Origin of the sequence: Methanocaldococcus villosus KIN24-T80 (assembly GCF_000371805.1) — an archaeon.
Classification (GTDB): Archaea; AGJL01; Methanococci; order Methanococcales; family Methanocaldococcaceae; genus Methanocaldococcus; species Methanocaldococcus villosus.
In genome coordinates, this window is record NZ_AQUK01000001.1 from 810082 (window position 1) to 830545 (window position 20464).

Genomic DNA, 20464 nt, shown 5'->3' on the forward strand with positions numbered 1-20464 from the left:
ATTAGCTATGGTTGAAGCTCTTAATGAACCACAAACAGTAGAAAATTTAGCAATAGAAATATTTAAAAAGTTGGGTTATAACTACAAACATGGTTCAAAACTAACTCCTGAAAATAAAGAAAGACCAACTTATAGAGATGTAATATTAAAAAATAGGTTCATCTCTGCAATAAAAAAACTAAATCCTTGGCTTAATGATAAATTAGCAGAGGAAGTTTATAAAATAGTATCAAATATAGATCATCCAGACCCTATAATAAGAGGAAAAATATTTTATGACATGCTAATAAGTGGAGTTAAAATAACCTATAAAGAAAGCTCTAATGAAAAAACAAGGATTGTAAAACTTATAGACTTTTCAAATCCATATAATAATGATTTCTTAATATCAAACCAATTTGAAGTTGAATACTATAAAGAAAACAACAAATACAGAATTCCTGATTTAGTGGTCTTTATAAATGGTATTCCAATAGCAATATTTGAATTTAAAGGATTTAAATCTGATTATACAGCAAAAGATGCATTTGAAGATCATAAAATAAAAAAGGAAGATATACCACAACTTTATCAATATGCACAAATATTAGTAGCAAGTGATGGATTAGAAACAAGATATGGCTCTCCAACTTCAGATTGGGAAAGATTCTTTGTTTGGGAAGGTATAGAAAGTGATGATGATGTTATTGTTATAGAAACAGAAGAAAAGACTATATATGAGTATAAATGTAAAACTTTAACAAGTTTAGAAGTCCTACTCCTTGGTTTATTTGACAAAAGAAGATTAATTGAATACATAGAAGACTTTATAATATATGATAAAAGTGGTAAAGAATATATCAAAAAGATAGCCACTTACTACCAATTCTATACTGTAAAAAAAGCTATTGAAAGAACTATAAAGGCAGTAAAAGGAAAAGATAAAAGGATTGGTGTAGTTTGGCATACTCAAGGTTCTGGAAAATCATTAACAATGCTATTTTATGCAAAAAAAGCATTAAAGGTTAAAGAACTTGAGAACCCAATTTTATTATTTATAACTGACAGAAGAGAACTTGATGAACAGTTATATGGAATATTTAAAAATGTATTTCCTACTGCAAAACATATTGAAACAATAAAAGAACTACAAGAAACATTAAAAAAGGCTAAATCTGGAATATTTTTTGCCACAATACAAAAATTTGGAAGGAAAAATAAAGAAGAATATCCTTTTTTAACAGACAAAAACAACATTATTGTAGTTGTTGATGAAGCACACAGAAGCCAATATAGGCAATTAGCTCAAAACTTAAGAAAAGCCATTCCAAATGCATCATTTATAGGATTTACAGCTACACCAATAGATTATAGGGATAGATCAACAACTTTAGTATTTGGGGATTATATAAGTATTTATTCAATAGACAAAGCAAAAAGACATGGAGTTGTTGTTCCAATATACTATGAAGCAAGATGCATAGAATTACATTTAACCAATGAATTTATAGATCTTGAATTTGAAGAAATTTCTGAAAATTTAATTCCTGAAGAAAAAGAAGAGATAAAAAGAGCCTTTGCAAAGCTTGAAAGAATAATGCTAACTGATGAATACCTTGACAAAATATCAAAAGATATAGTAGAACATTTTAACAAAAGAGTTACAGATCTTGATGGTAAAGCAATGGTGGTCACAATAAGTAGAAAGGTTGCTGTAGAATTATATAAAAGAATTACAAAACATCCTAATGCTCCTTCTGTTGCAGTAGTAATATCTGGAAACAAAAGTAAAGATCCTAAAGAATTTCATGATCATATAAGATCAAAAAAAGAGTTGGAAGAGTTAGCAAGGAAATTTAAAGATCCTAATTCTGATCCCAAGATGGTTATTGTTGTAGATATGTGGTTAACAGGTTTTGATGTTCCATGCTTACATACAATGTATTTCTGGAAACCTATGAAAAACCATTCCTTAGTTCAGGCTATAGCAAGAGTTAATAGGGTGTTCAAAAACAAGCCGGGGGGTTTAATTGTTGATTATATTGGAATATCAGATGACCTAAAAAAATCACTATCTAAATATACAAGTGAGCAAATTAAGGAAGTTTTAACAAATATTGAAGAAATTGTGGCATTATTAAAAGAGAAATACAAAATAGTTTCTTTATACTTTAAAGATTTAAACTATAAAAATTGGAAACACTTGAGTTCAGAGGAGTTAGCACATCTAACAGCAAAGGCTTATGAAATGATAGCAAAAGATGAAAAAATTAAGGAAGAATTTTTAAAGAATTTCATAGCTTTAAAAAAGCTTTATCTATTAGCATCTCCACATCCAGAAGCTATAAAGATAAGAGAAGATCTGGCCTTCTTTGAAATGATTAAAAAAATGTTAGTTAAGTATTCAATAAGGAAAATTAAAGAATTGTCAAAAGAAATAGAAAAAGATATGTCAAGATTAATATCAAAAAGTGTTTCAGCAAGTGACCCAATAGATGTATTTGAACTCTTAAATAAAGATAAACCAGATATTTCAATATTTTCTGATGAATTTTTAGATAAAATTAAAAATATAGAATATAAGAATCTTGCAGTAGATATGCTTATTAAAATCCTAAATGATAATCTAAAAGTTAAAACAAGAACAAATCCTTGGAGATATAAAAGTTTGTATGATAGATTAAAAGAATTGATAGATAAACATAACAGAAAGATAATAGAAACTTCAGAAATGATTTTAAAACTTATTGAAATAGCCAAAGACATTAAAAAGGCTGAAGATGAAGGAAAAAAGTTAAACCTAAATGAGGAGGAATATACATTCTATTCTTTATTATTATCATATCCAAATTTACCAATAGAAGAAAAGGAAAAGATTAAAGATATTGCAAAAGAAATTGCAAAAACATTGTCAGGATACATAAAAGTTTCAGATTGGAAAAGAAATAAATTTATAAAGTCTAAGATAAAAGCAGAGGTAAAAAGAATATTAATGAAAAAAGGTATTTTAGAATATTCTATACTAAATAAACTTTCAAATATTATTGTTGAGCATGCTAAAGTGATGGAATAATTTTCTATATATTACCCATACAATAATGCCAAAACTCAAACATATCGAGTAATAACAATATTTTATTTTTATTAAACTCTTCTATAAACTTATTATGAAAGGTTTTTGGATCATTAACATCTTTTAAATCTTCTTTAACTTTTAGACTTATAACTTCTGAATCATTATTCTCTTTTAGAGAAATACCTTTATCTTTTAAATATTTTTAATCTCCTCTTTTGATGATAAAATACTGTTTAATTTTTCATTATCCTTGTTTTTTAACGCCTTTCTTATCTCTTCATTTCCAAATCTTTTAAGGAAATCTCTGATTGAAGAGATTAAATAGATTCTCGCTTTATTTCCTTGCTTTTCAGCCCAGAATAATAATCCTTCTCCTTCCAACTCCATAGATCTTTCTAATTTATTATTTTCATTTAGATCAACTTTCCAAACTAATCTCTTCTTTCTCCATTTTGGAATACCTAAAATATTTTCTAAATCATGTCAAAATTAATCAATTTATTAAGGAGGATAGTCTAATCCCAATCTACCCATTTATTTTTAAAGATATAAAATGTTAGTCACAAAAAGGAGGGTTTTTAATTGTTGAGAAGTATTTATCAAAATCATCCAAATCAAACACTAAACAATCCTTATCCTCTTTATTCTCGACTCTTCTCCCAATAATAGCATAATATTTCTCATAATCACCCAATTCTACAAGTTCTGATTTTCTTTTTAAATCATTAAGTATTTTTTTAATATCTCTATCTTTTAAATTCTTCCATTTAACTTCAACAAATAATGCTTTTTTCTCATTTTTATTTAAAGCAATTAAATCTATCTCCTCCCCCTTTTTCCACCATCTCCCAATATTCAAAAATTTAAATGGTAATTTATTGTTTTTATTGAGTTCAATTAAAAATTCCTTAGCAACTTTTTCAAAAACAAAGCCCAAATATTGATTATAGTCATTCTTTATCTCCCCAATCTCAAAAATACCCTCTTCAATCGCAGACAAATTCGGGAAGATATATCTAAAATAAAAAGCAATGAAATTATCCTTAATATAATACCTTCCCCTTTTTGTTTTTGGGCTTTCGGTTATTGGAATTTCCCTCTCAATGAACTCCGTCTCAATTAGATTCTTTAAATATGGCGTTATATCCGAATGCTTAACACCCAAATAATTCTTTATCTCCCCAAGTGAATGATTACCAAAGGAAATTGCTTCAAGTATCTTTTTGTAAGTTGTTGGTTCTTCAAATTCATACTTCATCAAAAAATCAACCTCATACCTCAAAAAACTATCAACTCTTTTAATTTCTTCCTCTAAATAATCCCAAAATGGTAGTTTGATTTTTTCAAGATAATAGGGAATTCCATCTGCAAAACCATAAATCTCAACAAGTTCCTTCCAAGTTGCATTGGGGAAAAATTCCTTTAAATGCTTAAATTTTAACGGTCTAATTTTTAAAACTCCTGTTTTCCTCCCATAAAGTGGGGATTTATAGCTTAAAATTTTCTCTCCCATCATGGATATTGATGAACCAAGAATAATAAGTTTTGTTTTTGTATCTTTCAAATGAACATCCACAATTCTTTGGAATAAAGATAGAATATTTGGGTTTTCTTTAATTAAATTTGGAAACTCATCAATAATTATGATTTTATCCTTTAAAAAATTAAAATATGCTTCCCAATCCTCTTTGGCATATTCAATTGTTGGAACTACCTTTGATACGTATCTTTTAAAATGCTTTAAATTATCTCCTTCAACTGCTAAATAGTAAATATGCTCTCTGTTTTCTACACTTTTTAATGCTAATTTTGTTTTTCCTATCCTTCTTCTCCCATAAATAACTACAAATTCAAACGTATTACTATTAAGTTTTTCACTTAGTGCTTTAAGCTCTTCCTCTCTGTTGATAAACATGATAACCACTTAATGATAACTATAATTATAATAATTGAAATTATCATTTTTATAGGTTTTGATAAACAATAACATTAATTTTGAGAATAAACTAAAAAAGATAGAATCTGTCACTTACATACTTTTTATATTACTTTCATAGATTAATTCTTGTGTAAAACTATCAAAAAACTTATAAAATCATGATTTTAGTAGCTCTCTTATAGCATACCACTTCTTTACTGATGTAGGCTTTATTACACCATTAACAAGATCATAAAACAAAATCTCATTTTTTATTAGGAATTTAACATCTTCAAAGATTTCATCTTCAAAATCATCAATATTTACTTTAATTTTTTCCTTAAATTTACTTAAAACTTTTAACAGATTCTCTTTTCTTTCTTTATTTGATTTTAGTAGATAAACTAACCTATCTTTCTCAATATTTATCCACTGTCTTACTATCTCTTCAACAGACAAACCAAGTTTTTTTATTTTCAATTAAATCAACTATTTCATAAAGTAAAGACAGATAATCTAAACAATAATTAATCTCTTTCTTATTAAAGTTTTCTTCTACTAATATCTTTTTAATATCTTCCCTCTTTAACTAATCAATTAAATAAAACTTTGAAGCTTCTGATAGTGATGAGTCCATTAAAATAGATATTTTTTAATTTTTGTAGTTCGTCTATTATTAATATTGGCTTTTTTCCTTCTTTGATAACAGCATTTATACTTTCGTTTATCTTAGCAAAGATATCATTTAGAGATAGATTATTAAAATCAAAATTCTTTTCAACTCCCAACTTGAATATTTTTAGGTTAATTTCTAATTTGTTTAATAAGTATTTTTTATCACCTTTTTCGAAAAATATTTCTAATAACTCCTTTTGTTGGAGTTGCATATTTTCTTAAATCATAATAGAAAAATATTATATCTTTCTCAGATAATTCTTCAATAACTCTAAGCATCACTGTAATTTTTCCTGACGATTTGGACCATAAACAAAGAGGATAGAGTTTGGTTCTAATTAGCAATAGGTTTTTAAATAATTTACTTCTTCCTCTATAGAATTTCAATTAAATCACCACGAATAGGTAAATTCTGAGCGTATCTATTTAATGTATCAACTTATTTATAGGAAAAAATCAAGTGTTGTTGATTTTTCTTCAATTTTATGTTTAACTTTTTTGATTTTTGGAATTATGTCTTTCATTTGTGATTTTGTTGATACATATTGCTCAACTGTTGATTCTTCTTTAAGAAGATTTTGTAAATAATTGGCTTCATCAAACTGCTTCTTTATATTATGGATTTTTACAATATTTTTGGTTTGGTATTAATCTCAAATTTTGGAGAATATCCTCATTTACTTTATGATATCCATAAGTATTTTCATTAAATATTCTGTAAATTTTTTCTTTTTTTATTCTTAATTTTGCCCAAGTTTCTGGGGGTAGCGGAGGAGGAACATGTTTCAAGCCTAATATATCAATTCCAAAACCAGAATTTATAAAATCATGTGCGGAAATTACCTCAGCATTTTTTAAGAATTTACCTTCACTACCATTAACACAATATAACAAAGTCTCATCAAGAATTCTATTGTTATGGATCGTTCTAAATAACTTTATAGTCCAGGAAGTATTAGCTGAGATAGTTTTTCTATCAAGGTCTATAATGGTAATGAATGATATTTTTGTCAATGTAATTTTTTATAATATCTTCAATAAATTGTCTTGGCATCTTTGCTGGAATTACACCAATAATAGTTTTATTATTTAAGGTATTTGCTATTTCTATACATTGATTTGTCAATTTAATGAATGTATTTTTTAGTTTTTCCTCTCTAAGGGTCTTTATAAGTTTAGAGAAAATTGGGGTTATAGCTACATCTCCATTATGCTGTTCTAATAGTAAACATTTTCTTATTTCCTGATTTATCTTTGTTTCCATAGAATTGTCAATATTACATTTTTCCAATTTATCAATAGAAAATTTTTTATATACCTCATTTACAGGACTTATTGGATATTCCGGAAGGCTAGCTTTTATTGGAGTGGTTGCTATTGTTTTAGAACCTACCTTTATATCTAAGCTTCTAAACATTAAATTTTCATCTATAGTGTTTATATGGACTTTCAACTTGCCCATGTCAATCCTCTCTTAATTTTTTTAGTAATTCAGGAGTTACCCCAAAAGAACTGTTTTCTAAATCATCAGCAATCTTTTTAGCTTCTTCTTTTGATATTAATCCCCTATATTTTAATCGTAAAATAAGTCCAATTGTCCCAGTTATATTAAAATTTTCTGGATTTATAGGATTTTTTAATTTTGATTTTAATACAGGGTCATTTAAAATTTAGGGATTTTATTTCTTATTCTGTTATCATCTGTTACATAGTAGTATGGCTTGCCCTTTTCAGCATATTTTAATAAAGCTACTAAGAAGGATGAAAGTTCTCCTCTGTGTAAATATGGAAATCTCTTTTCTAAGTAATCTAAAAGAAAATTTAATGTCTCTTCATCGGTTTCATGGACTTTAATATCTGAATAGCAATTTTTGATTGTAGAGTTTGAAAAGCCCTTTAATGTCTCTTCAAATACATGTTTTGATGTAGCTAATTTATATCTTTTTAGACATCTCTCTATGAGGTCTATGGTTTTTATTTCTTTTAATCCAGCACTTATTACTGTATTATCAAGAATTTTAGTGGTTATATTTCTCTCCACTTTATCCCTCTTTTTAAAAGCAATTCTTCAAAGTCTATAGGAGAGAATCCAGCTATTTGTGCAGCTTTTCCAAAACTAATTTTTTGTTTTTTTAATAATGAAATAGCCAGGTTAGCTCTTCTTTTTTTCAATTCATCCCACTTTATAGACTCTTTAGTATATTTTGGATATGAGACATAGATAAATGCCAATATTTCATCATCTGTTAAATCGTGTATAAATTCTTTAAAATCTTCTAAGACCTCTTTTAGTTCTGGTTTTGGTTTTAGTCGTTTATATATTTCCATACCTTTTTTAGTAAGTTTGTATTCGCTACCTTTTTTTCTACCAATCCCAAACTAATTAAATCATCGAGGATGTAGTTTATTTTTTCACTGTAAGGACCTAAAAAGTGCTCTTCAAATTCAAGTAATTCATTTAGTTGTGGAAATACATTAGAAACTAAGAATAACAATTTATGAAGTTTTATTTTGCTATTTAAAGGAGTGTTGTTTAATGCTCCCAACGCATAGAGGATGATTTTTTCTTCTGGTTCTAATTCTTCAAATATTTTTTTAGATAATTTGACATTTTCATCCCTCAAAAGTTTGAATTTAAAATGCTTTGCCTTCCAAAAATCTTACTAATCTTCTTATCAAATAAAGTTCATAAATTTTATCTTTTTTAAGTTGTTTATCAATCTCACTATCTTTTTTTCCTGAATACAATTTAGCAAACACACTCGTATAGTATTTGTTTATTAGTTTGGCAATGTTTATTGCCTCTTCAGTTTCTGTTGGGTATTTATTCCTCAATTCTTCAAGGTTAGATTTAAAGGTACTTATTGGATATGCAAAAGCATAATATTCAAGTAAGTGAAGGATATCTATTGATGTTTTTATTTCTGGATTTGTTGGGTTTATGTTCTTCTCAATTAAAAACTGATAGAGATATTTCTCATCAAGTTCTTTTATCAAATCTGGAGAGTTTAAAACAAAACCTTTATCATCCCTTTTTATTAGTTTATATTCAACTGCATTTCTTGCATCAATTCCAGTTGAAATATTTAATAAGATTAAATCCCCACTGCCTAAGGTTTTATTACCAAATAAGATTTTATAAGTTGTATAGAAAAGACCGGGTTTTGAAAGGATTTTTAAAGTTCCTTCTTTTTCTTTTGAAATAGCATCTATAATGCTGTATATTGTTAATGGATAAATATATCTTTCAAGAATATCCTTTGTTGTTAGTTTTCCTTCTGGGCTTACAATTTCATTGTATTGGGTTACCTCTTCCAATATGCCTGCCATCACTCCATATAGCAAATCTAAATCATGCTGTCCATGTTTTATTAATAATTCTGCTGTTTCTTTCCCTTTCTCTCTTAGTTTTGGTATTAAATTTGAAATTAGGATTTTATCTTTTAGAGTTTTCTTTTTCCAGACGGCAATTATTGAAGTATCTAAAGACAGTTTACCTCTTGATACAATACTCTGTTTTGATTCTGTTGATAGAGGGATGGCTCTTGTTATTGTTAGTTTTGCCCTCTTCCACCCAGCCTCTAAGAGAGTTGCCCAAGATTCTGGATTTGTATGGGCATAGTAAGTGATTAATAAACCATCATCCTTTAGATGGTTTTTCATAGATATAAATGCCTGTGAGAAGAGGTTTTCAAAATGTTTTTCTGCAACTTTATTTTTGTTATTTTCATTCATAAATCTTCCTGAATTTTTAGAAACCTCCCTTTTAGCAAACTCTTGCCATTGGGTTTTTATTTCCTTGTATTTTTTACCAATCATCTTAAAGAATGCCTCTTTGTGGAACCTTGGAACCAACTTATTGTCTTCAACATCTGATAAAGCCCTTTTAAGCCACACATAGTAGAAGTCTGAAAGCTCAGTATATGGGACATCATCAGCATATGGTGGGTCTGTTACTATGAGGTCGAATTTTTCTCCGAGGTTCAAAGAGGTGGCGTCGCCCTGAAGGACCTTGATAGTATTCGTTTTCGTGAAGTCCGTAAGGGTCTTCTGGCTTGAGGGAGCGAGGGCGGAGGTGAGGTAATCAATCCCCCTTAGCTCTTTTTGGATAGACTTTACAAACGAACCTACGGCAAGGGCACTTGTGGGCACAACATCACACCAATTCCACATCATTGAAATTCCCCTAACTGCTATTGTTCTTTTATTCGTAAGCCAAACAACCTCCCAATATGTTTGCATTGAATTGAAATCCACATAGTTTATCAAAGCCACACTCAAGTACGTCGCTATTGCTTCAGCATACTCGAATGCCTTCTCTTTATCCCAACCTTCCTTGAGCTTTTCCTCCTCAACTCTTTTACCAACCTCTCTTATTAGCTTTACAATCTTTACCAGTGTGAGGAGCTGACGGGGGTTAAAGAGTTTATACCATTCAGTCATACCATATAGAATTGGAAACAGATACCTCACACTATAATATGAAATAGGCTCACTCGGAACATCTGGATCTCCCTTCTCAATTAGCTTTCTAACTTTCTCTTTCGCCTTCTCAAGCTTTATATTATCCTCCTCTGTTGCTGGTTCAAACTCCAAATCCCTATCTTTTATTTTCACTTTAACCAATAATCTCTGCCTTGCAAAACTCTCATCACCTTCATGATATTTTCTTAAAGCAAACTTGACATAGAAATCAACATCCTTATTTTTTGGTTTTTCAATGTAATGGTTCCCTACTTTGTCAGCAAACTTTATGATATTTCCACAATATAGACAAATAGCTTGGTTCCTTTTTGGTTCAATATTTGCATTAGGGACTACAAGCTCTAAATCACCAATTTTTATTTTATTTTTATCAACTTTTGCCTCATTTAAGCTTAAATTATTCTCTTTAGCTATTTTATTGACATCAACAACCTCTATATCAACTTTATCCTCTTTTTTAACAGCTTTCATAAATGCTAATCTCTTATAGCCTTTTTTATTATCTTTAACCCTTGCCAGCCAATAGTTGCCTATTAAAGGTGTCCATTTTCCACAGTGAGGGCATTTTATCTCCCAAGTTCCTATATAAACAGCAACATCCTCATCATAAAGTTCTTTAATTTCAGGATCATTTTTAAGTTGCTCAGTAATCCAATTCCCCCATTTCTCAACATCTTTAATTAAACTCTTCCCAAACTTCTTAGGATACTCTAAAACGGCTTTTAAAAATATGTATGTTGTTGGTAGTAACTCAACAGCAGTGACTTCTAACCCCAACCTCAACCCTTCTAATGGGATAGAACCAAAACCAGCAAATGGATCTAACAATTTTTTACCTTCAAAGTATTTTTTTAAATCATTAGGTATTCTTGGGTTAAATCTATGTGGGGTATTTTCATCAAGACATACTAATTTTTTAAACCTCTCTACTCCAATGTCATAAGGCAATAAAGCCCCAGCAATAACACTCCTAACGCCAATTAATGGTTTTCTTGTCCAATAAAATACCATCTCCCAATATGGAGGTCTTGCAGGCCCTTTCTCTTTTTCACTCTTTTCATTAATTTCTCTTATTGGAAACTTTGGATTTTCTATAAATCTTCTCTCAATATCTTCCATGTCCACCCTCCACTTTAGATAGATGTAATAGCAATAAGGAAGGGTATTGAATAAAACATTAAAATATGTCTACTTTTAACTTTTAGAGCTCTTTACCTTTTATATTTCTAAGAACTCTTCCTTTGTGGAAGTAGCATATTTTCTTAAATCATAATAGAAAAATATTATATCTTTCTCAGATAATTCTTCAATAACTTTTAACATCACTGTAATTTTTCCTGACGATTTAGAGCCATAAACAAAGAGTATAGTGTTTGGTTCTAATTGGCAATAGGTTTTTAAATAATTTACTTCTTCCTCTCTATTATAGAATTTCAATTAAATCACCAAAAATAATAAAATGCAAAAAATAGAAAAATTATAATTTTTCAACTTCAACTAATATTAACATCCCTATTAAATCATTTTTCTTAACAACTCCATCACAACCACAGGCAAATGTTGCCATATCAGCAGATCTTTCTGCATCTAATGGTAATGGAATGTCTTCCCCAATGGCAATTACATGACCTAACCTATGTCTTGCATAGGCACATAAGATGGTTAGGTGATTTGGAGGGATCTTTATTTTCTTGATTTTTATTGGTTTTACCTCACCTAATTTAAACTCTTTATCTTCATCAGCTACAATAGGAACCAATTTAACATTTTCATTTTTTATTTTAAATATGCGCTCCTTAGCTTTCACCATTTTTATAGCACTTGGTAATCTACCCAACACCCTAAACATTTTCTCCCTCTTCTTCCCTCTTTTCAATTCTTGATTTAATCAATTTTAGCCTAAAGAAGTTCTCTCTTTCCATCTCATCTAATCTCATAGATATGTATTTCTTTAAACTTTTCAATCTTGGGATTATTATGTATTCTAAAGCATTAACTCTTCTCTTAGTTTTTATTATCTCTTCAGCTAATAACCTTACAGAAGTTTCTATTTCAGCCAATTCAGTTATTAATTCTAAAGCCTCTTCAAACTTTTTAGCAGCTTCATCTAATTTAGAAGACACTCCATATGGGGAATATCCTCTTTCACCAACCTTTCTCTTAACATTATATATTTCAAAAGTAGGAACAGTAACACCCATTATATTCTTTGTATCCACATCTATTTCTATTTTATCATTCTTAGCAGCAAAAGAGGCTTCTTTAACAGCTAAAGTACCCATAGAAACTTCAGCTAATGTTAAATCTTTATATGCTTCTTCTAATTTTTTTTCAACTTTCTCTCTTAAATCCTGAGCTAAATCAATAATCTGGAAAAATTCCATAATTAAGGCATCTCTTTTCTGCTTTAAAAGTTTATGTCCCTTTTCAGCTAATTTTATCTTATTCTTCAACTTTAAAAGTTCCATTCTTGTAGGGTTAACTCTTTGCATCTATTTCACCTTATTTAAACATCTTTTTTATTTTTTCATCAGAATTATAAACTTTTTCTTTCATCTTATTCCTATATTCTAACAATTTGTTGTAAAGCTCTTTATCTTTTAGGGCTAATATTTGTAGAGCTAATATAGCAGCATTCTCCCCTCTATCCACTCCAACTGTTGCTACAGGCACACCTGGAGGCATTTGAACAGAACTAAGAAGAGCATCTAACCCACAAAGCTTGACATCAACAGGGACAGCTATTACAGGCTTTAATGTTAAACTTGCTATAACACCTGGTAAATGAGCTGCTAATCCAGCTATGGCAATAAAAACTTCTATCTCTGGGTTTTTAACAATCTCTTCTATAAGTTCTGGGGTTCTATGAGCAGAAGCTACTCTAACTTCATATTTAACATTAAATTCTTTTAAAACATTAATAGCCTTTTCTGCTATTTTTAAGTCACTCTCACTACCCATTATTATACATATCACTTTTTCACCTTTAGGATATCAAATATACTTAGAACCCCAACTAATTTATTATTTTTAATAACAGGATATGCTATAATTCTCTTGTTTATCATCTCATTTATAAAATTTTCATCTATTTCATCATCTTCATTTAAGACTTTTATTTCATATAGATAAAGCATAACATCCTCCACCTTAGAGTGCTTACAACTTGTAAGTATGGACAACACATCTATCCATCCCACTAATTCATCATCTTCAACAACAGGGGCATAGTAAAGCCTCTCATTGTACAATAAAGAAATAACATCACCAACTACATCATTTGGAGAAACTTTAATAAAATTCTTACTCATAACATCTTTTACTTTCACAATCTCACCTATTTATTTTCTTTATATTGATTATATAAAAACTTATTAATTTTTAATAAAAAACTATATATCTTATCATCCAACTTATTAGGTATTTGGGGATGGCTATGGAAAGAGAGAAAATAATAAAAAAATTATTACATACATTAGAACATACAGAAGAACATTTTGAGACTATAATACAACTATTAAAAGATTTAAATTTAGATTGTAAAGAGTATGAAGAGCTTTATAATAAGCTTAAAGAAGCTAATGAAAAAATTAAAAAAGTTGTGGGAGGATGATACTTAAGTTAGGAGGTAGTGTATTGTCTGATAAGAAAATACCTTTTTCTGTTAATTGGGATAATTTAGAAAGAATAGCTATGGAAATTAAAAAAGCTTCTGTAGATGATCTTATTATTGTTCATGGTGGAGGATCTTTTGGACATCCTATTGCTAAAAAATATATGAAAAATGGGCAATTTATAAATATGCATAAGGGATTTTGGGAAATACAAAGAGCTATGAGAAGATTTAATAATATTATTATTGATACATTACAAAGTTATGATATTCCCGCAGTTTCAATACAGCCCTCTTCTTTTGTAGTTTATAAAGGAGAAATAGTTTTTGATGTATCAGCAATAAAAGAGTTTTTAAAAAAGAAATTTGTCCCTGTCATTCATGGAGATATAATTATTGGAGAAGATTATAAAATTCTCTCTGGTGATGACATAGCCCCATATTTAGCTAAAACATTAGGTTTGAGACTTTTATATGCTACAGATGTTGATGGTGTTTATGTTAATGGGAAGGTTATAGAGAGAATAGATAAGGAGAATGTAGAGGATGTGCTAAAACATTTATCTGGTTCTAATGGAATAGATGTTACTGGAGGAATGAGGTATAAGATAGAGATGTTAATTAAAAATAAGTTAAATGCTATTATATTTAATGGAAATAAAAGAGATAATATCTATAAAGCTTTAAAAGGAGAAAAGATAGGGACAGAGATAATATTAGAGTAATCTACCATATGTTAATATAGTTTCAATAATAATAAATGCTACTGTAAGCCCAATAACATGTTCAGGTTTAACTTTTATTTTTGATAAACTTTCATCCATATATCTAACTAATCCTGCACTAGTTGCCAAACCTCTTTCTTCTCTTTTACTCATAAATCCCCCTCATAAATGTTATTAAGTTATTAGATAAAGAAACATTTATATATTATTTTTCTTATAATAGTTTATGGTGATGTCATGAATTTGAACATAGATGAAAAAGCTATAGATTTTATAATGAAAAAATTAAAAGAAAATAAAAAAGATGCAGTAGTTATACATTTCTCTGGTTTTAGTTGAAGAGGCCCTAAATTTGATGTGGTAATAAAAGACCCTTCCCCAAATGATGAATTAGTCTATGATAAAGAATTTAAAATATATGTTGATCCAATAGTGAAACAGTTTTTAGATGGAGGTAAAATTAAATTAGTTTATAAAAAATCAATATTTGGGGAAGGGGTTAATGTGGTTATCTGCTAACGGAACCCATTATTGGGACGTTAGCAGACTAAACTTTTAACCTCCTTATATATTTTATTCTTATCCTTTTCAAATAGATTGTCTAATATGTAAATATTATACTCATAAAAAACTTCCTCTTTTTTTATTATATTAAACTTCTTAGAGCTTATTAAAAGGCCAAAATCAGCATTTAATGTGGTTATTAAACCAAAGAGTTTTAAAATGTCATTTGCAAATATTGCTCTATTCTTACATTCACCTACTATCCTATTTTTCCCATTTAAGAGCATATCTATCTCTGTAAAATGTCTATTGTTATAATAGACATTAAGATTTCTCATTACCTCTATATCACTAAATAGAATAAAAAATGAGTAGCAAATAAATAATTCAAAGATTATTCCTTTTGAAAGTGACATTAGATTTATTTCTTTATTTAGCTCATCCAATAATTTTAGGAAATATTCATCTATTTCATGAATTTTTTGAAGTCTGTTAATATTTTTTATCTCACTCAATAAAAAGTTGTTAAAAATTGCTTTTCTATATCTTAATTTATTTAAAGCTAAATTAAAAAACTCATAAAGCTTATTTTCTTCTTCTAACTTAATACCCTCTAACATGTAATTTCCTATTTTAACCTTTATTTTCTTCTCTCCTTTAAATAACATCTTCTATCAACCAATATATAAAGCTCCATATCTACAGACTTTTATACAGGAGTAACACATATCACAATTTTGAGGATTTGCTAAAATAACTTTTCCATCCTTAATCACAAAAACATTATTTTTACAAACTCTTACACATGCTGTACAGTTTTTACACTTATCATAATCAATCCTAATCCTCTTTTCCTCATTAGTTGTTTTCTTTTTAAATAAAAAATTAAAGATCTTTGATAGCATGAAGCATCCCTTTAAAAACCTTTAATCCATCATCAGATCCCAATATCTTTTCAGAAGCTCTCTCTGGATGAGGCATCATTAATAGACAGTTGTAATCTTCATTACATACACCTGCTATATTATCAATAGAACCATTAGGGTTAGCATCCTCTGTAATCTCTCCAGTTTCATCACAGTATTTAAATACAATCATATCTTTTTTATAAAGATAGTCTAATGTTTCATCATCAGCATAATATCTACCTTCAGCATGAGCTATAGGTATTTTAAGAACTTCTCCTTTTTTATAAAACTGTGTAAAAGGAGTTTTATTATTTTCAACCCTTATATAAACCCATCTACATATAAACCTTGCATTTTTATTTAATGTGAAAACCCCTTTAGAAAATCCTGCTTCTAATCCAATTTGAGCCCCATTACAGATCCCTAAAACAGGATATCCTTTATTAATCATTTCCCTAATCTCATTTATAATTCCTGTCCTTGCAGCAATAGCTCCTGCTCTTAAATAATCTCCATATGAAAATCCTCCTGGAAGAACAGCTGCTTTATATTTATCCAATTTTTCAGTGTAAAATACAAGATCTGCCTTACCACCAGCTAATGTTATTGCTTTACAAACATCTAAATCACAATTACTTCCAAGAAACTTTATTACAGCTATCATAATTTCACTCTAACTCTGATGTTATGACATTCAATATCTCCTTAATTAGTATGGGCATTTTATCAGTTCTTTTAGAGAGTTCAATAATTTTTCTTTTTAGCCTTTCATCATCACACTCTTTTATATCCCTACCTTTAATTGTTTTTCTTCCTTCTCTCTTAGCATTTTTCTCAGCAGTTTCTGTGATGATTTTTATTATTTCTAAAAGAATATTATTAAGCTCATCAACAGCTTCACTTGAGATATTCAATTTTGTGTATTGTTTCATAATCTTTTTTATTCTTGTTTTTGGTAACATTATAACCCCTCTATATTAACAGCTCCTACCCTTATAAGAGGTACTAAAGGTACTCCATCAATCTCATCCAATCCACTCTTATCTATTAAAACTACTATTAATTTTGGACTACATGAATTTTTCAGCTGTTTTACACATTCTGTTAATGTGCTGCCACTTGTTACAACATCATCAATTATAACAGCTCTTTTATAGCTTATAGTTGAAAAGTTTTGAGATATTGATCCAATAATCCTTTTTCCATCTTCTAATAATTGCTTTTTTGGTATGTATATGGCTAACTCTTTATCTAACTCCTCAGCTACTAAAGTGGCTATTGGAACACCACTGTTAGAAATGCCTACAACTGTATCAAACTCTATCTTCCTACTCTTTATAATATCAGAAATTATTGAGCTTATTTTTCTTAACCTATATGCAGAAGATCCTATATTTTTCCAATCAATAAATATATCAACATTCTTTTTAATTTCTTCTTTTTCCAAAAGTTTTTCAGCATTTAAAACAAGATATCTTGCAGTTTCCATAGATACATTTAACTCATCAGCAATCTCACCAACAGTTAATCCAGATTTCTTCAATTCAATAACTTTTTCTAAAAGCTTTTTATCCATACTTTCCACCTTATGCTATTATGATCTCCATCTATTATATAACTTATTATCAACACCTAAAATATCTAAGATTCTCCCTACAACAAAATTAACTATATCATCAACTGTTTTTGGCTTGCTGTAAAAGGCTGGTATGGGAGGCATAATTATTGCCCCCAAGTTAGATAGCTTTAACATATTTCTTAAGTGTATACTATTAAGAGGCATCTCTCTTGGACAGATAATTAATTTTCTTCTCTCTTTTAATGCTATATCAGCAACCCTAACTATTAAGCTACTTGCATATCCATTAGCTATAGCTGAAAGTGTTTTCATTGAACAAGGGATAATTATTGCTGAATCAAATTTATTAGATCCAGAAGCATATGGAGAGAAAAAGTCATTATTGTCATAATATTCATTAGCTAAATCCTTCAATTTTTCCCAACTCATATTCAATTCTTCTTCAATTACCCTCTTTCCCGCCTCAGAAATAACTAAAATTGTTTCATGCTTATCCAAAGCTTCTAATAATCTTTTAGCATATATAACTCCACTAGCTCCTGTTATTCCCACTATTATTTTCATCTTTTCCCTCTATAACCATTCCAAAACCCATTGAATTCCACTCCCCAAAACCACATTCATATCCAAATTTTATAATCTCATAATCCCCCCAGACCCTAAAAACCATTTCTGTGCACCTACAGTATGTATTCTTTACTAACATTCTCTTTGTTTTGAATTTTAATATCTCAAAGTCAAAATCAAAGTTGCATTTTTTATTGTAAAAAGCTTCATACTTCATTTTTAAATTTTTCTTTAGGTTTTCATAAAATTTAGAATGGTTTGGCAAAAGATCATATATTTTTTTCTTTCCATTCTCCTCTATTGTAGTTCTTAGATAAATTGGGGAGATTGTTTTTAATATATTAAACTGTTTTGGTATATCTTCAAAAGTTAGTGTTATTGGCACTAATTCGATATTATCAACTTTAAATGATTCACATTCTAAAATTCCTTTAATAAAAGTCTTTAAAAATTCATTATTTGGAGAAGCAATATGTAAAAAAATTCTACCATCTAAGGTTTTGATTCCCAATTTTGTAATTTCTCTCTTTGGAATTTGTAAAAGTGAAAATGTAAAAAATTCATATTTATCATATTTCTGTAACTTATCTATACTTTTTAAAATGTTACATATAGCTAAGGCTAAAGGATATTGGTGATTAAAAGGAATTATAGTATTTTTTTCAGTAGCAAATTCTATTTTAGCCCTCATTTTAGATCACTTCTTAGTTAACCATAACATTTTTGCTTTAATATTATCACTTTCCATAATAGATGTCCCTACCAAAGCAGCATCTGTATATTTTAACACATATAGAAGATCTTCCCTACTTTTAACTCCACTTTCACTAACCTTTATTTTACCCTTTGGTATAAATTTAGAGAGCATTTCAGTTCTTTTTAAATCAATATTTAAAGTTCTCAAATCTCTATTATTTATTCCAATAATCTTTGCTCCAGCATCTACAGCTAAATCTATCTCTTCTTCATTAGAAACTTCTACTAATGCCTCTAAGTTATAGTCATCAACATAGTCTAAAAACTTATATAACTCTTCACCTAAGGCAGACACAATTAACAAAACAGCATCAGCACCTATTTCATTAGCTATCTCTATTTGATACTTGTCAATAACAAAATCTTTCATAAGTATTGGAATGTTAATATCTCTGAGTAATATAATATTCTTATATGAACCATTAAAATATTTTGGTTCTGTTAAGACTGATAAAGCAGTAGCATTCCCTTCAATAAGTTCTTTAGCTATATCTTTAATATTGTTTTCATTAATTTCTTTGATTTTACCTTTTGAAGGAGAACTTGGCTTAATCTCTGCTATTATTGGATTTAAATAATTTTTATTCAATTTTATAGCTTTAGATAATTTAAATCTCTTTCTTTCATCTTCAATATATTTTTTTAATTCATCTATTAAACCCTTTTTCTCCTCCTCTACAAGTTTTTTTCTATTTGATACAATCTCTTTCAATATATTCATCTATTTCTCCTCTCCTTTCTTTTCTCTGCTCTCTTTTATCACCTTTTCAATAATTACATTTTTTGGGGTGATTAATAAATGTTCTTCACCTAATAGTATAAGTTTCCCCCCAAACTTAGACACTTCATCTCTAATCTTTTTTATAACTTCTATAAATTCTTCATCTACATCTTTCTCTAAGTTTGGGATTTTTGCTATAACTATATGCCCTGATTCAGCATATAATATAGCATCAACCCCATCCTTTTCATTATATATAGAGCATGCTTTTATAACTATCTTTTCTTCATCTACAACATCATGTGGTAACTCCTCTAAACTTTCAAAATATTCTTCTATTGTTATTGGCTTTGTGCTTTTTATTTTCTTTCCTTCCGGACTAAATATCTCCTTTAATTTTTTAAACATCTTTTTCACCTTTTTAGATAACTAATAATCAAATTTAATAAATCTTCAATCCCTTCACCAGTTTTAGCAGAGATTAATAATGGTTCATTTTTTAATCTTTCTTCTATATATTTTTTTATTTTTATCTTATCATCTTCTGATAATAAGTCAGATTTGTTAATAACCACTATTATAGGTTTTTGATATCTAAACTTTAAAAGGTGATGTAGCCTTTCAAAATTCCTTAAAAGTCCTATTTTACCATCAACAACATGAATTATCATGTCAGCATCTTCTATAACTTCAAAAGTTTTCTTTAATACACCTGGTTTTAGTGGAGATTCTTTATCCCTTTCAGTATAAAGCCCTCCAAGATCAATAAATATCAGATCAGCAAATTCTGGCTGTTTTTTTCTACCAATTTTTATTTTTCCCCAATATTTTTTTATAGGCATTTTTGTAGTTCCTCCAACTTCAGAGACAAAAGAAACATATTTTCCAAATAAAGCATTCATTATTGAAGATTTACCTGCATTCTCAGGTCCTATAATGGCTATCTTAAATTCCATAA

Annotated in this window: 28 protein-coding genes and 2 pseudogenes; 4 read left to right on the top strand and 26 right to left on the bottom strand. The window is 28.6% G+C overall.

Going from position 1 to position 20464, the window contains the following annotated elements:
- The first annotated feature begins 7 nt into the window (after nt 1-7).
- Nucleotides 8-3052, top strand: coding sequence for a type I restriction endonuclease subunit R (locus METVI_RS0104715; protein ID WP_004591064.1), 3045 nt, complete (start codon nt 8-10; stop codon nt 3050-3052).
- Nucleotides 3053-3247: 195 nt separating this feature from the next.
- On the opposite strand, the gene METVI_RS0104720 is transcribed toward METVI_RS0104715, so the two are convergent.
- From METVI_RS0104720 to METVI_RS0104785, 15 genes and pseudogenes are all read right to left on the bottom strand, one after another.
- Complete coding sequence (locus METVI_RS0104720; RefSeq protein ID WP_004591063.1) at nt 3248-3442, bottom strand: hypothetical protein; 195 nt, start codon at nt 3440-3442, stop codon at nt 3248-3250.
- A gap of 169 nt (nt 3443-3611) precedes the next feature.
- Nucleotides 3612-4970 carry an ATP-binding protein gene (locus METVI_RS0104725; protein ID WP_004591061.1) on the bottom strand — a complete coding sequence of 453 codons (1359 nt, stop codon included), beginning with the start codon at nt 4968-4970 and terminating at the stop codon, nt 3612-3614.
- 180 nt (nt 4971-5150) lie between these two features.
- Nucleotides 5151-6025 (bottom strand): annotated as a pseudogene (locus tag METVI_RS07175) (ATP-binding protein).
- Nucleotides 6026-6263: 238 nt separating this feature from the next.
- Complete coding sequence (locus METVI_RS0104740; protein ID WP_017981078.1) at nt 6264-6542, bottom strand: hypothetical protein; 279 nt, start codon at nt 6540-6542, stop codon at nt 6264-6266.
- Nucleotides 6543-6624: 82 nt separating this feature from the next.
- Nucleotides 6625-7110, bottom strand: coding sequence for a hypothetical protein (locus METVI_RS0104745; protein WP_017981079.1), 486 nt, complete (start codon nt 7108-7110; stop codon nt 6625-6627).
- A 1-nt stretch (nt 7111) separates the two neighbouring features.
- Complete coding sequence (locus METVI_RS07430; RefSeq protein WP_081604673.1) at nt 7112-7318, bottom strand: DUF3368 domain-containing protein; 207 nt, start codon at nt 7316-7318, stop codon at nt 7112-7114.
- A complete protein-coding gene (locus METVI_RS0104750) occupies nt 7312-7689 on the bottom strand; it encodes a hypothetical protein (RefSeq protein ID WP_004591953.1) in 378 nt (125 codons plus the stop codon). Before METVI_RS0104750 ends, METVI_RS07430 begins: the two co-directional genes overlap by 7 nt.
- Nucleotides 7674-7976, bottom strand: a complete 303-nt coding sequence (locus tag METVI_RS07335) for a UPF0175 family protein (RefSeq protein ID WP_050559664.1) — start codon at nt 7974-7976, stop codon at nt 7674-7676. The genes METVI_RS0104750 and METVI_RS07335 overlap by 16 nt, the downstream gene beginning before the upstream one ends.
- Complete coding sequence (locus METVI_RS07340; protein WP_050559665.1) at nt 7955-8272, bottom strand: hypothetical protein; 318 nt, start codon at nt 8270-8272, stop codon at nt 7955-7957. Before METVI_RS07340 ends, METVI_RS07335 begins: the two co-directional genes overlap by 22 nt.
- 10 nt (nt 8273-8282) lie before the next feature.
- The gene (locus METVI_RS0104760) at nt 8283-11252 is read right to left on the bottom strand and encodes a DUF1156 domain-containing protein (RefSeq protein ID WP_004591954.1); all 2970 of its coding nucleotides are present in this window, start codon (nt 11250-11252) and stop codon (nt 8283-8285) included.
- A 102-nt stretch (nt 11253-11354) separates the two neighbouring features.
- Nucleotides 11355-11570 (bottom strand): annotated as a pseudogene (locus tag METVI_RS0104765) (ATP-binding protein); the annotation flags it as partial.
- Between the two features lie 40 nt (nt 11571-11610).
- Entirely contained in the window at nt 11611-11982 is a 372-nt protein-coding gene (locus METVI_RS0104770; protein WP_004591957.1) for a DUF22 domain-containing protein, read from the bottom strand.
- Nucleotides 11975-12625 carry a V-type ATP synthase subunit D gene (locus METVI_RS0104775; RefSeq protein WP_004591959.1) on the bottom strand — a complete coding sequence of 217 codons (651 nt, stop codon included), beginning with the start codon at nt 12623-12625 and terminating at the stop codon, nt 11975-11977. Before METVI_RS0104775 ends, METVI_RS0104770 begins: the two co-directional genes overlap by 8 nt.
- 10 nt (nt 12626-12635) lie before the next feature.
- Nucleotides 12636-13109: a 5-(carboxyamino)imidazole ribonucleotide mutase gene (gene purE, locus METVI_RS0104780; RefSeq protein ID WP_004591961.1), complete on the bottom strand. Its 474-nt coding sequence runs from the start codon at nt 13107-13109 to the stop codon at nt 12636-12638.
- Nucleotides 13106-13462, bottom strand: a complete 357-nt coding sequence (locus tag METVI_RS0104785) for a CBS domain-containing protein (RefSeq protein WP_004591971.1) — start codon at nt 13460-13462, stop codon at nt 13106-13108. Before METVI_RS0104785 ends, purE begins: the two co-directional genes overlap by 4 nt.
- 107 nt (nt 13463-13569) lie before the next feature.
- Between METVI_RS0104785 and METVI_RS07345 the strand changes: the two genes are divergently transcribed.
- Together METVI_RS07345 and METVI_RS0104795 are read left to right on the top strand one after the other, a co-directional pair.
- The gene (locus METVI_RS07345; protein ID WP_004591973.1) at nt 13570-13746 is read left to right on the top strand and encodes a hypothetical protein; all 177 of its coding nucleotides are present in this window, start codon (nt 13570-13572) and stop codon (nt 13744-13746) included.
- A complete protein-coding gene (locus METVI_RS0104795; RefSeq protein WP_004591974.1) occupies nt 13743-14471 on the top strand; it encodes an isopentenyl phosphate kinase in 729 nt (242 codons plus the stop codon). The genes METVI_RS07345 and METVI_RS0104795 overlap by 4 nt, the downstream gene beginning before the upstream one ends.
- Here METVI_RS0104795 and METVI_RS0104800 read toward each other — a convergent pair.
- On the bottom strand, nt 14463-14624 hold the full coding sequence (locus METVI_RS0104800; protein WP_004591976.1) for a preprotein translocase subunit Sec61beta: 162 nt from the start codon (nt 14622-14624) through the stop codon (nt 14463-14465). The genes METVI_RS0104795 and METVI_RS0104800 overlap by 9 nt on opposite strands.
- 84 nt (nt 14625-14708) lie before the next feature.
- On the opposite strand from METVI_RS0104800, the gene METVI_RS07405 reads away from it, so the two are divergent.
- A complete protein-coding gene (locus METVI_RS07405; protein ID WP_255296109.1) occupies nt 14709-14990 on the top strand; it encodes a HesB-like protein in 282 nt (93 codons plus the stop codon).
- 20 nt (nt 14991-15010) lie between these two features.
- Here the strand turns inward: METVI_RS07405 and METVI_RS0104815 are convergent, their stop codons facing one another.
- Genes METVI_RS0104815 through METVI_RS0104860 form a run of 10 tightly spaced genes read right to left on the bottom strand, consistent with a single transcriptional unit; the run spans nt 15011 to nt 20462 of the window.
- Nucleotides 15011-15643, bottom strand: coding sequence for a hypothetical protein (locus METVI_RS0104815; protein WP_017981081.1), 633 nt, complete (start codon nt 15641-15643; stop codon nt 15011-15013).
- A 6-nt stretch (nt 15644-15649) separates the two neighbouring features.
- A complete protein-coding gene (locus METVI_RS0104820; protein ID WP_004591983.1) occupies nt 15650-15880 on the bottom strand; it encodes an ATP-binding protein in 231 nt (76 codons plus the stop codon).
- On the bottom strand, nt 15861-16547 hold the full coding sequence (purQ, locus tag METVI_RS0104825; protein ID WP_004591985.1) for a phosphoribosylformylglycinamidine synthase I: 687 nt from the start codon (nt 16545-16547) through the stop codon (nt 15861-15863). The genes METVI_RS0104820 and purQ overlap by 20 nt, the downstream gene beginning before the upstream one ends.
- A gap of 4 nt (nt 16548-16551) precedes the next feature.
- Complete coding sequence (locus METVI_RS0104830; RefSeq protein WP_004591986.1) at nt 16552-16845, bottom strand: histone; 294 nt, start codon at nt 16843-16845, stop codon at nt 16552-16554.
- The gene (locus METVI_RS0104835) at nt 16845-17459 is read right to left on the bottom strand and encodes an orotate phosphoribosyltransferase-like protein (protein ID WP_004591988.1); all 615 of its coding nucleotides are present in this window, start codon (nt 17457-17459) and stop codon (nt 16845-16847) included. The genes METVI_RS0104830 and METVI_RS0104835 overlap by 1 nt, the downstream gene beginning before the upstream one ends.
- An 18-nt stretch (nt 17460-17477) precedes the next feature.
- Nucleotides 17478-18026, bottom strand: coding sequence for a UbiX family flavin prenyltransferase (locus METVI_RS0104840; protein ID WP_017981082.1), 549 nt, complete (start codon nt 18024-18026; stop codon nt 17478-17480).
- Entirely contained in the window at nt 17995-18720 is a 726-nt protein-coding gene (gene cas6, locus METVI_RS0104845; RefSeq protein WP_017981083.1) for a CRISPR-associated endoribonuclease Cas6, read from the bottom strand. Before cas6 ends, METVI_RS0104840 begins: the two co-directional genes overlap by 32 nt.
- A 6-nt stretch (nt 18721-18726) precedes the next feature.
- Nucleotides 18727-19506, bottom strand: a complete 780-nt coding sequence (locus tag METVI_RS0104850) for an indole-3-glycerol phosphate synthase TrpC (protein WP_017981084.1) — start codon at nt 19504-19506, stop codon at nt 18727-18729.
- Nucleotides 19507-19914 (bottom strand): cell division protein SepF, encoded by a 408-nt coding sequence (gene sepF / locus METVI_RS0104855; protein WP_004591995.1) that lies wholly within the window; start codon nt 19912-19914, stop codon nt 19507-19509.
- Between the two features lie 5 nt (nt 19915-19919).
- Nucleotides 19920-20462, bottom strand: a complete 543-nt coding sequence (locus METVI_RS0104860) for an Era-like GTP-binding protein (protein ID WP_004591997.1) — start codon at nt 20460-20462, stop codon at nt 19920-19922.
- Nucleotides 20463-20464 lie beyond the last annotated feature (2 nt).

What these genes read in the sequence shown, in the direction of transcription:
- METVI_RS0104715 (WP_004591064.1), top strand. Translation starts at nt 8, where the DNA reads ATGGTTGAAGCTCTTAATGAACCACAAACAGTAGAAAATTTAGCAATA.
- METVI_RS0104720 (WP_004591063.1), bottom strand. Translation starts at nt 3,442, where the DNA reads ATGGAGTTGGAAGGAGAAGGATTATTATTCTGGGCTGAAAAGCAAGGA.
- METVI_RS0104725 (WP_004591061.1), bottom strand. Translation starts at nt 4,970, where the DNA reads ATGTTTATCAACAGAGAGGAAGAGCTTAAAGCACTAAGTGAAAAACTT.
- METVI_RS0104745 (WP_017981079.1), bottom strand. Translation starts at nt 7,110, where the DNA reads ATGGGCAAGTTGAAAGTCCATATAAACACTATAGATGAAAATTTAATG.
- METVI_RS07335 (WP_050559664.1), bottom strand. Translation starts at nt 7,976, where the DNA reads ATGGAAATATATAAACGACTAAAACCAAAACCAGAACTAAAAGAGGTC.
- METVI_RS0104760 (WP_004591954.1), bottom strand. Translation starts at nt 11,252, where the DNA reads ATGGAAGATATTGAGAGAAGATTTATAGAAAATCCAAAGTTTCCAATA.
- METVI_RS0104770 (WP_004591957.1), bottom strand. Translation starts at nt 11,982, where the DNA reads ATGTTTAGGGTGTTGGGTAGATTACCAAGTGCTATAAAAATGGTGAAA.
- METVI_RS0104775 (WP_004591959.1), bottom strand. Translation starts at nt 12,625, where the DNA reads ATGCAAAGAGTTAACCCTACAAGAATGGAACTTTTAAAGTTGAAGAAT.
- METVI_RS07345 (WP_004591973.1), top strand. Translation starts at nt 13,570, where the DNA reads ATGGAAAGAGAGAAAATAATAAAAAAATTATTACATACATTAGAACAT.
- METVI_RS0104795 (WP_004591974.1), top strand. Translation starts at nt 13,743, where the DNA reads ATGATACTTAAGTTAGGAGGTAGTGTATTGTCTGATAAGAAAATACCT.
- METVI_RS0104800 (WP_004591976.1), bottom strand. Translation starts at nt 14,624, where the DNA reads ATGAGTAAAAGAGAAGAAAGAGGTTTGGCAACTAGTGCAGGATTAGTT.
- METVI_RS0104815 (WP_017981081.1), bottom strand. Translation starts at nt 15,643, where the DNA reads ATGTTATTTAAAGGAGAGAAGAAAATAAAGGTTAAAATAGGAAATTAC.
- METVI_RS0104820 (WP_004591983.1), bottom strand. Translation starts at nt 15,880, where the DNA reads ATGCTATCAAAGATCTTTAATTTTTTATTTAAAAAGAAAACAACTAAT.
- purQ (WP_004591985.1), bottom strand. Translation starts at nt 16,547, where the DNA reads ATGATAGCTGTAATAAAGTTTCTTGGAAGTAATTGTGATTTAGATGTT.
- METVI_RS0104830 (WP_004591986.1), bottom strand. Translation starts at nt 16,845, where the DNA reads ATGTTACCAAAAACAAGAATAAAAAAGATTATGAAACAATACACAAAA.
- METVI_RS0104835 (WP_004591988.1), bottom strand. Translation starts at nt 17,459, where the DNA reads ATGGATAAAAAGCTTTTAGAAAAAGTTATTGAATTGAAGAAATCTGGA.
- METVI_RS0104840 (WP_017981082.1), bottom strand. Translation starts at nt 18,026, where the DNA reads ATGAAAATAATAGTGGGAATAACAGGAGCTAGTGGAGTTATATATGCT.
- cas6 (WP_017981083.1), bottom strand. Translation starts at nt 18,720, where the DNA reads ATGAGGGCTAAAATAGAATTTGCTACTGAAAAAAATACTATAATTCCT.
- METVI_RS0104850 (WP_017981084.1), bottom strand. Translation starts at nt 19,506, where the DNA reads ATGAATATATTGAAAGAGATTGTATCAAATAGAAAAAAACTTGTAGAG.
- sepF (WP_004591995.1), bottom strand. Translation starts at nt 19,914, where the DNA reads ATGTTTAAAAAATTAAAGGAGATATTTAGTCCGGAAGGAAAGAAAATA.
- METVI_RS0104860 (WP_004591997.1), bottom strand. Translation starts at nt 20,462, where the DNA reads ATGGAATTTAAGATAGCCATTATAGGACCTGAGAATGCAGGTAAATCT.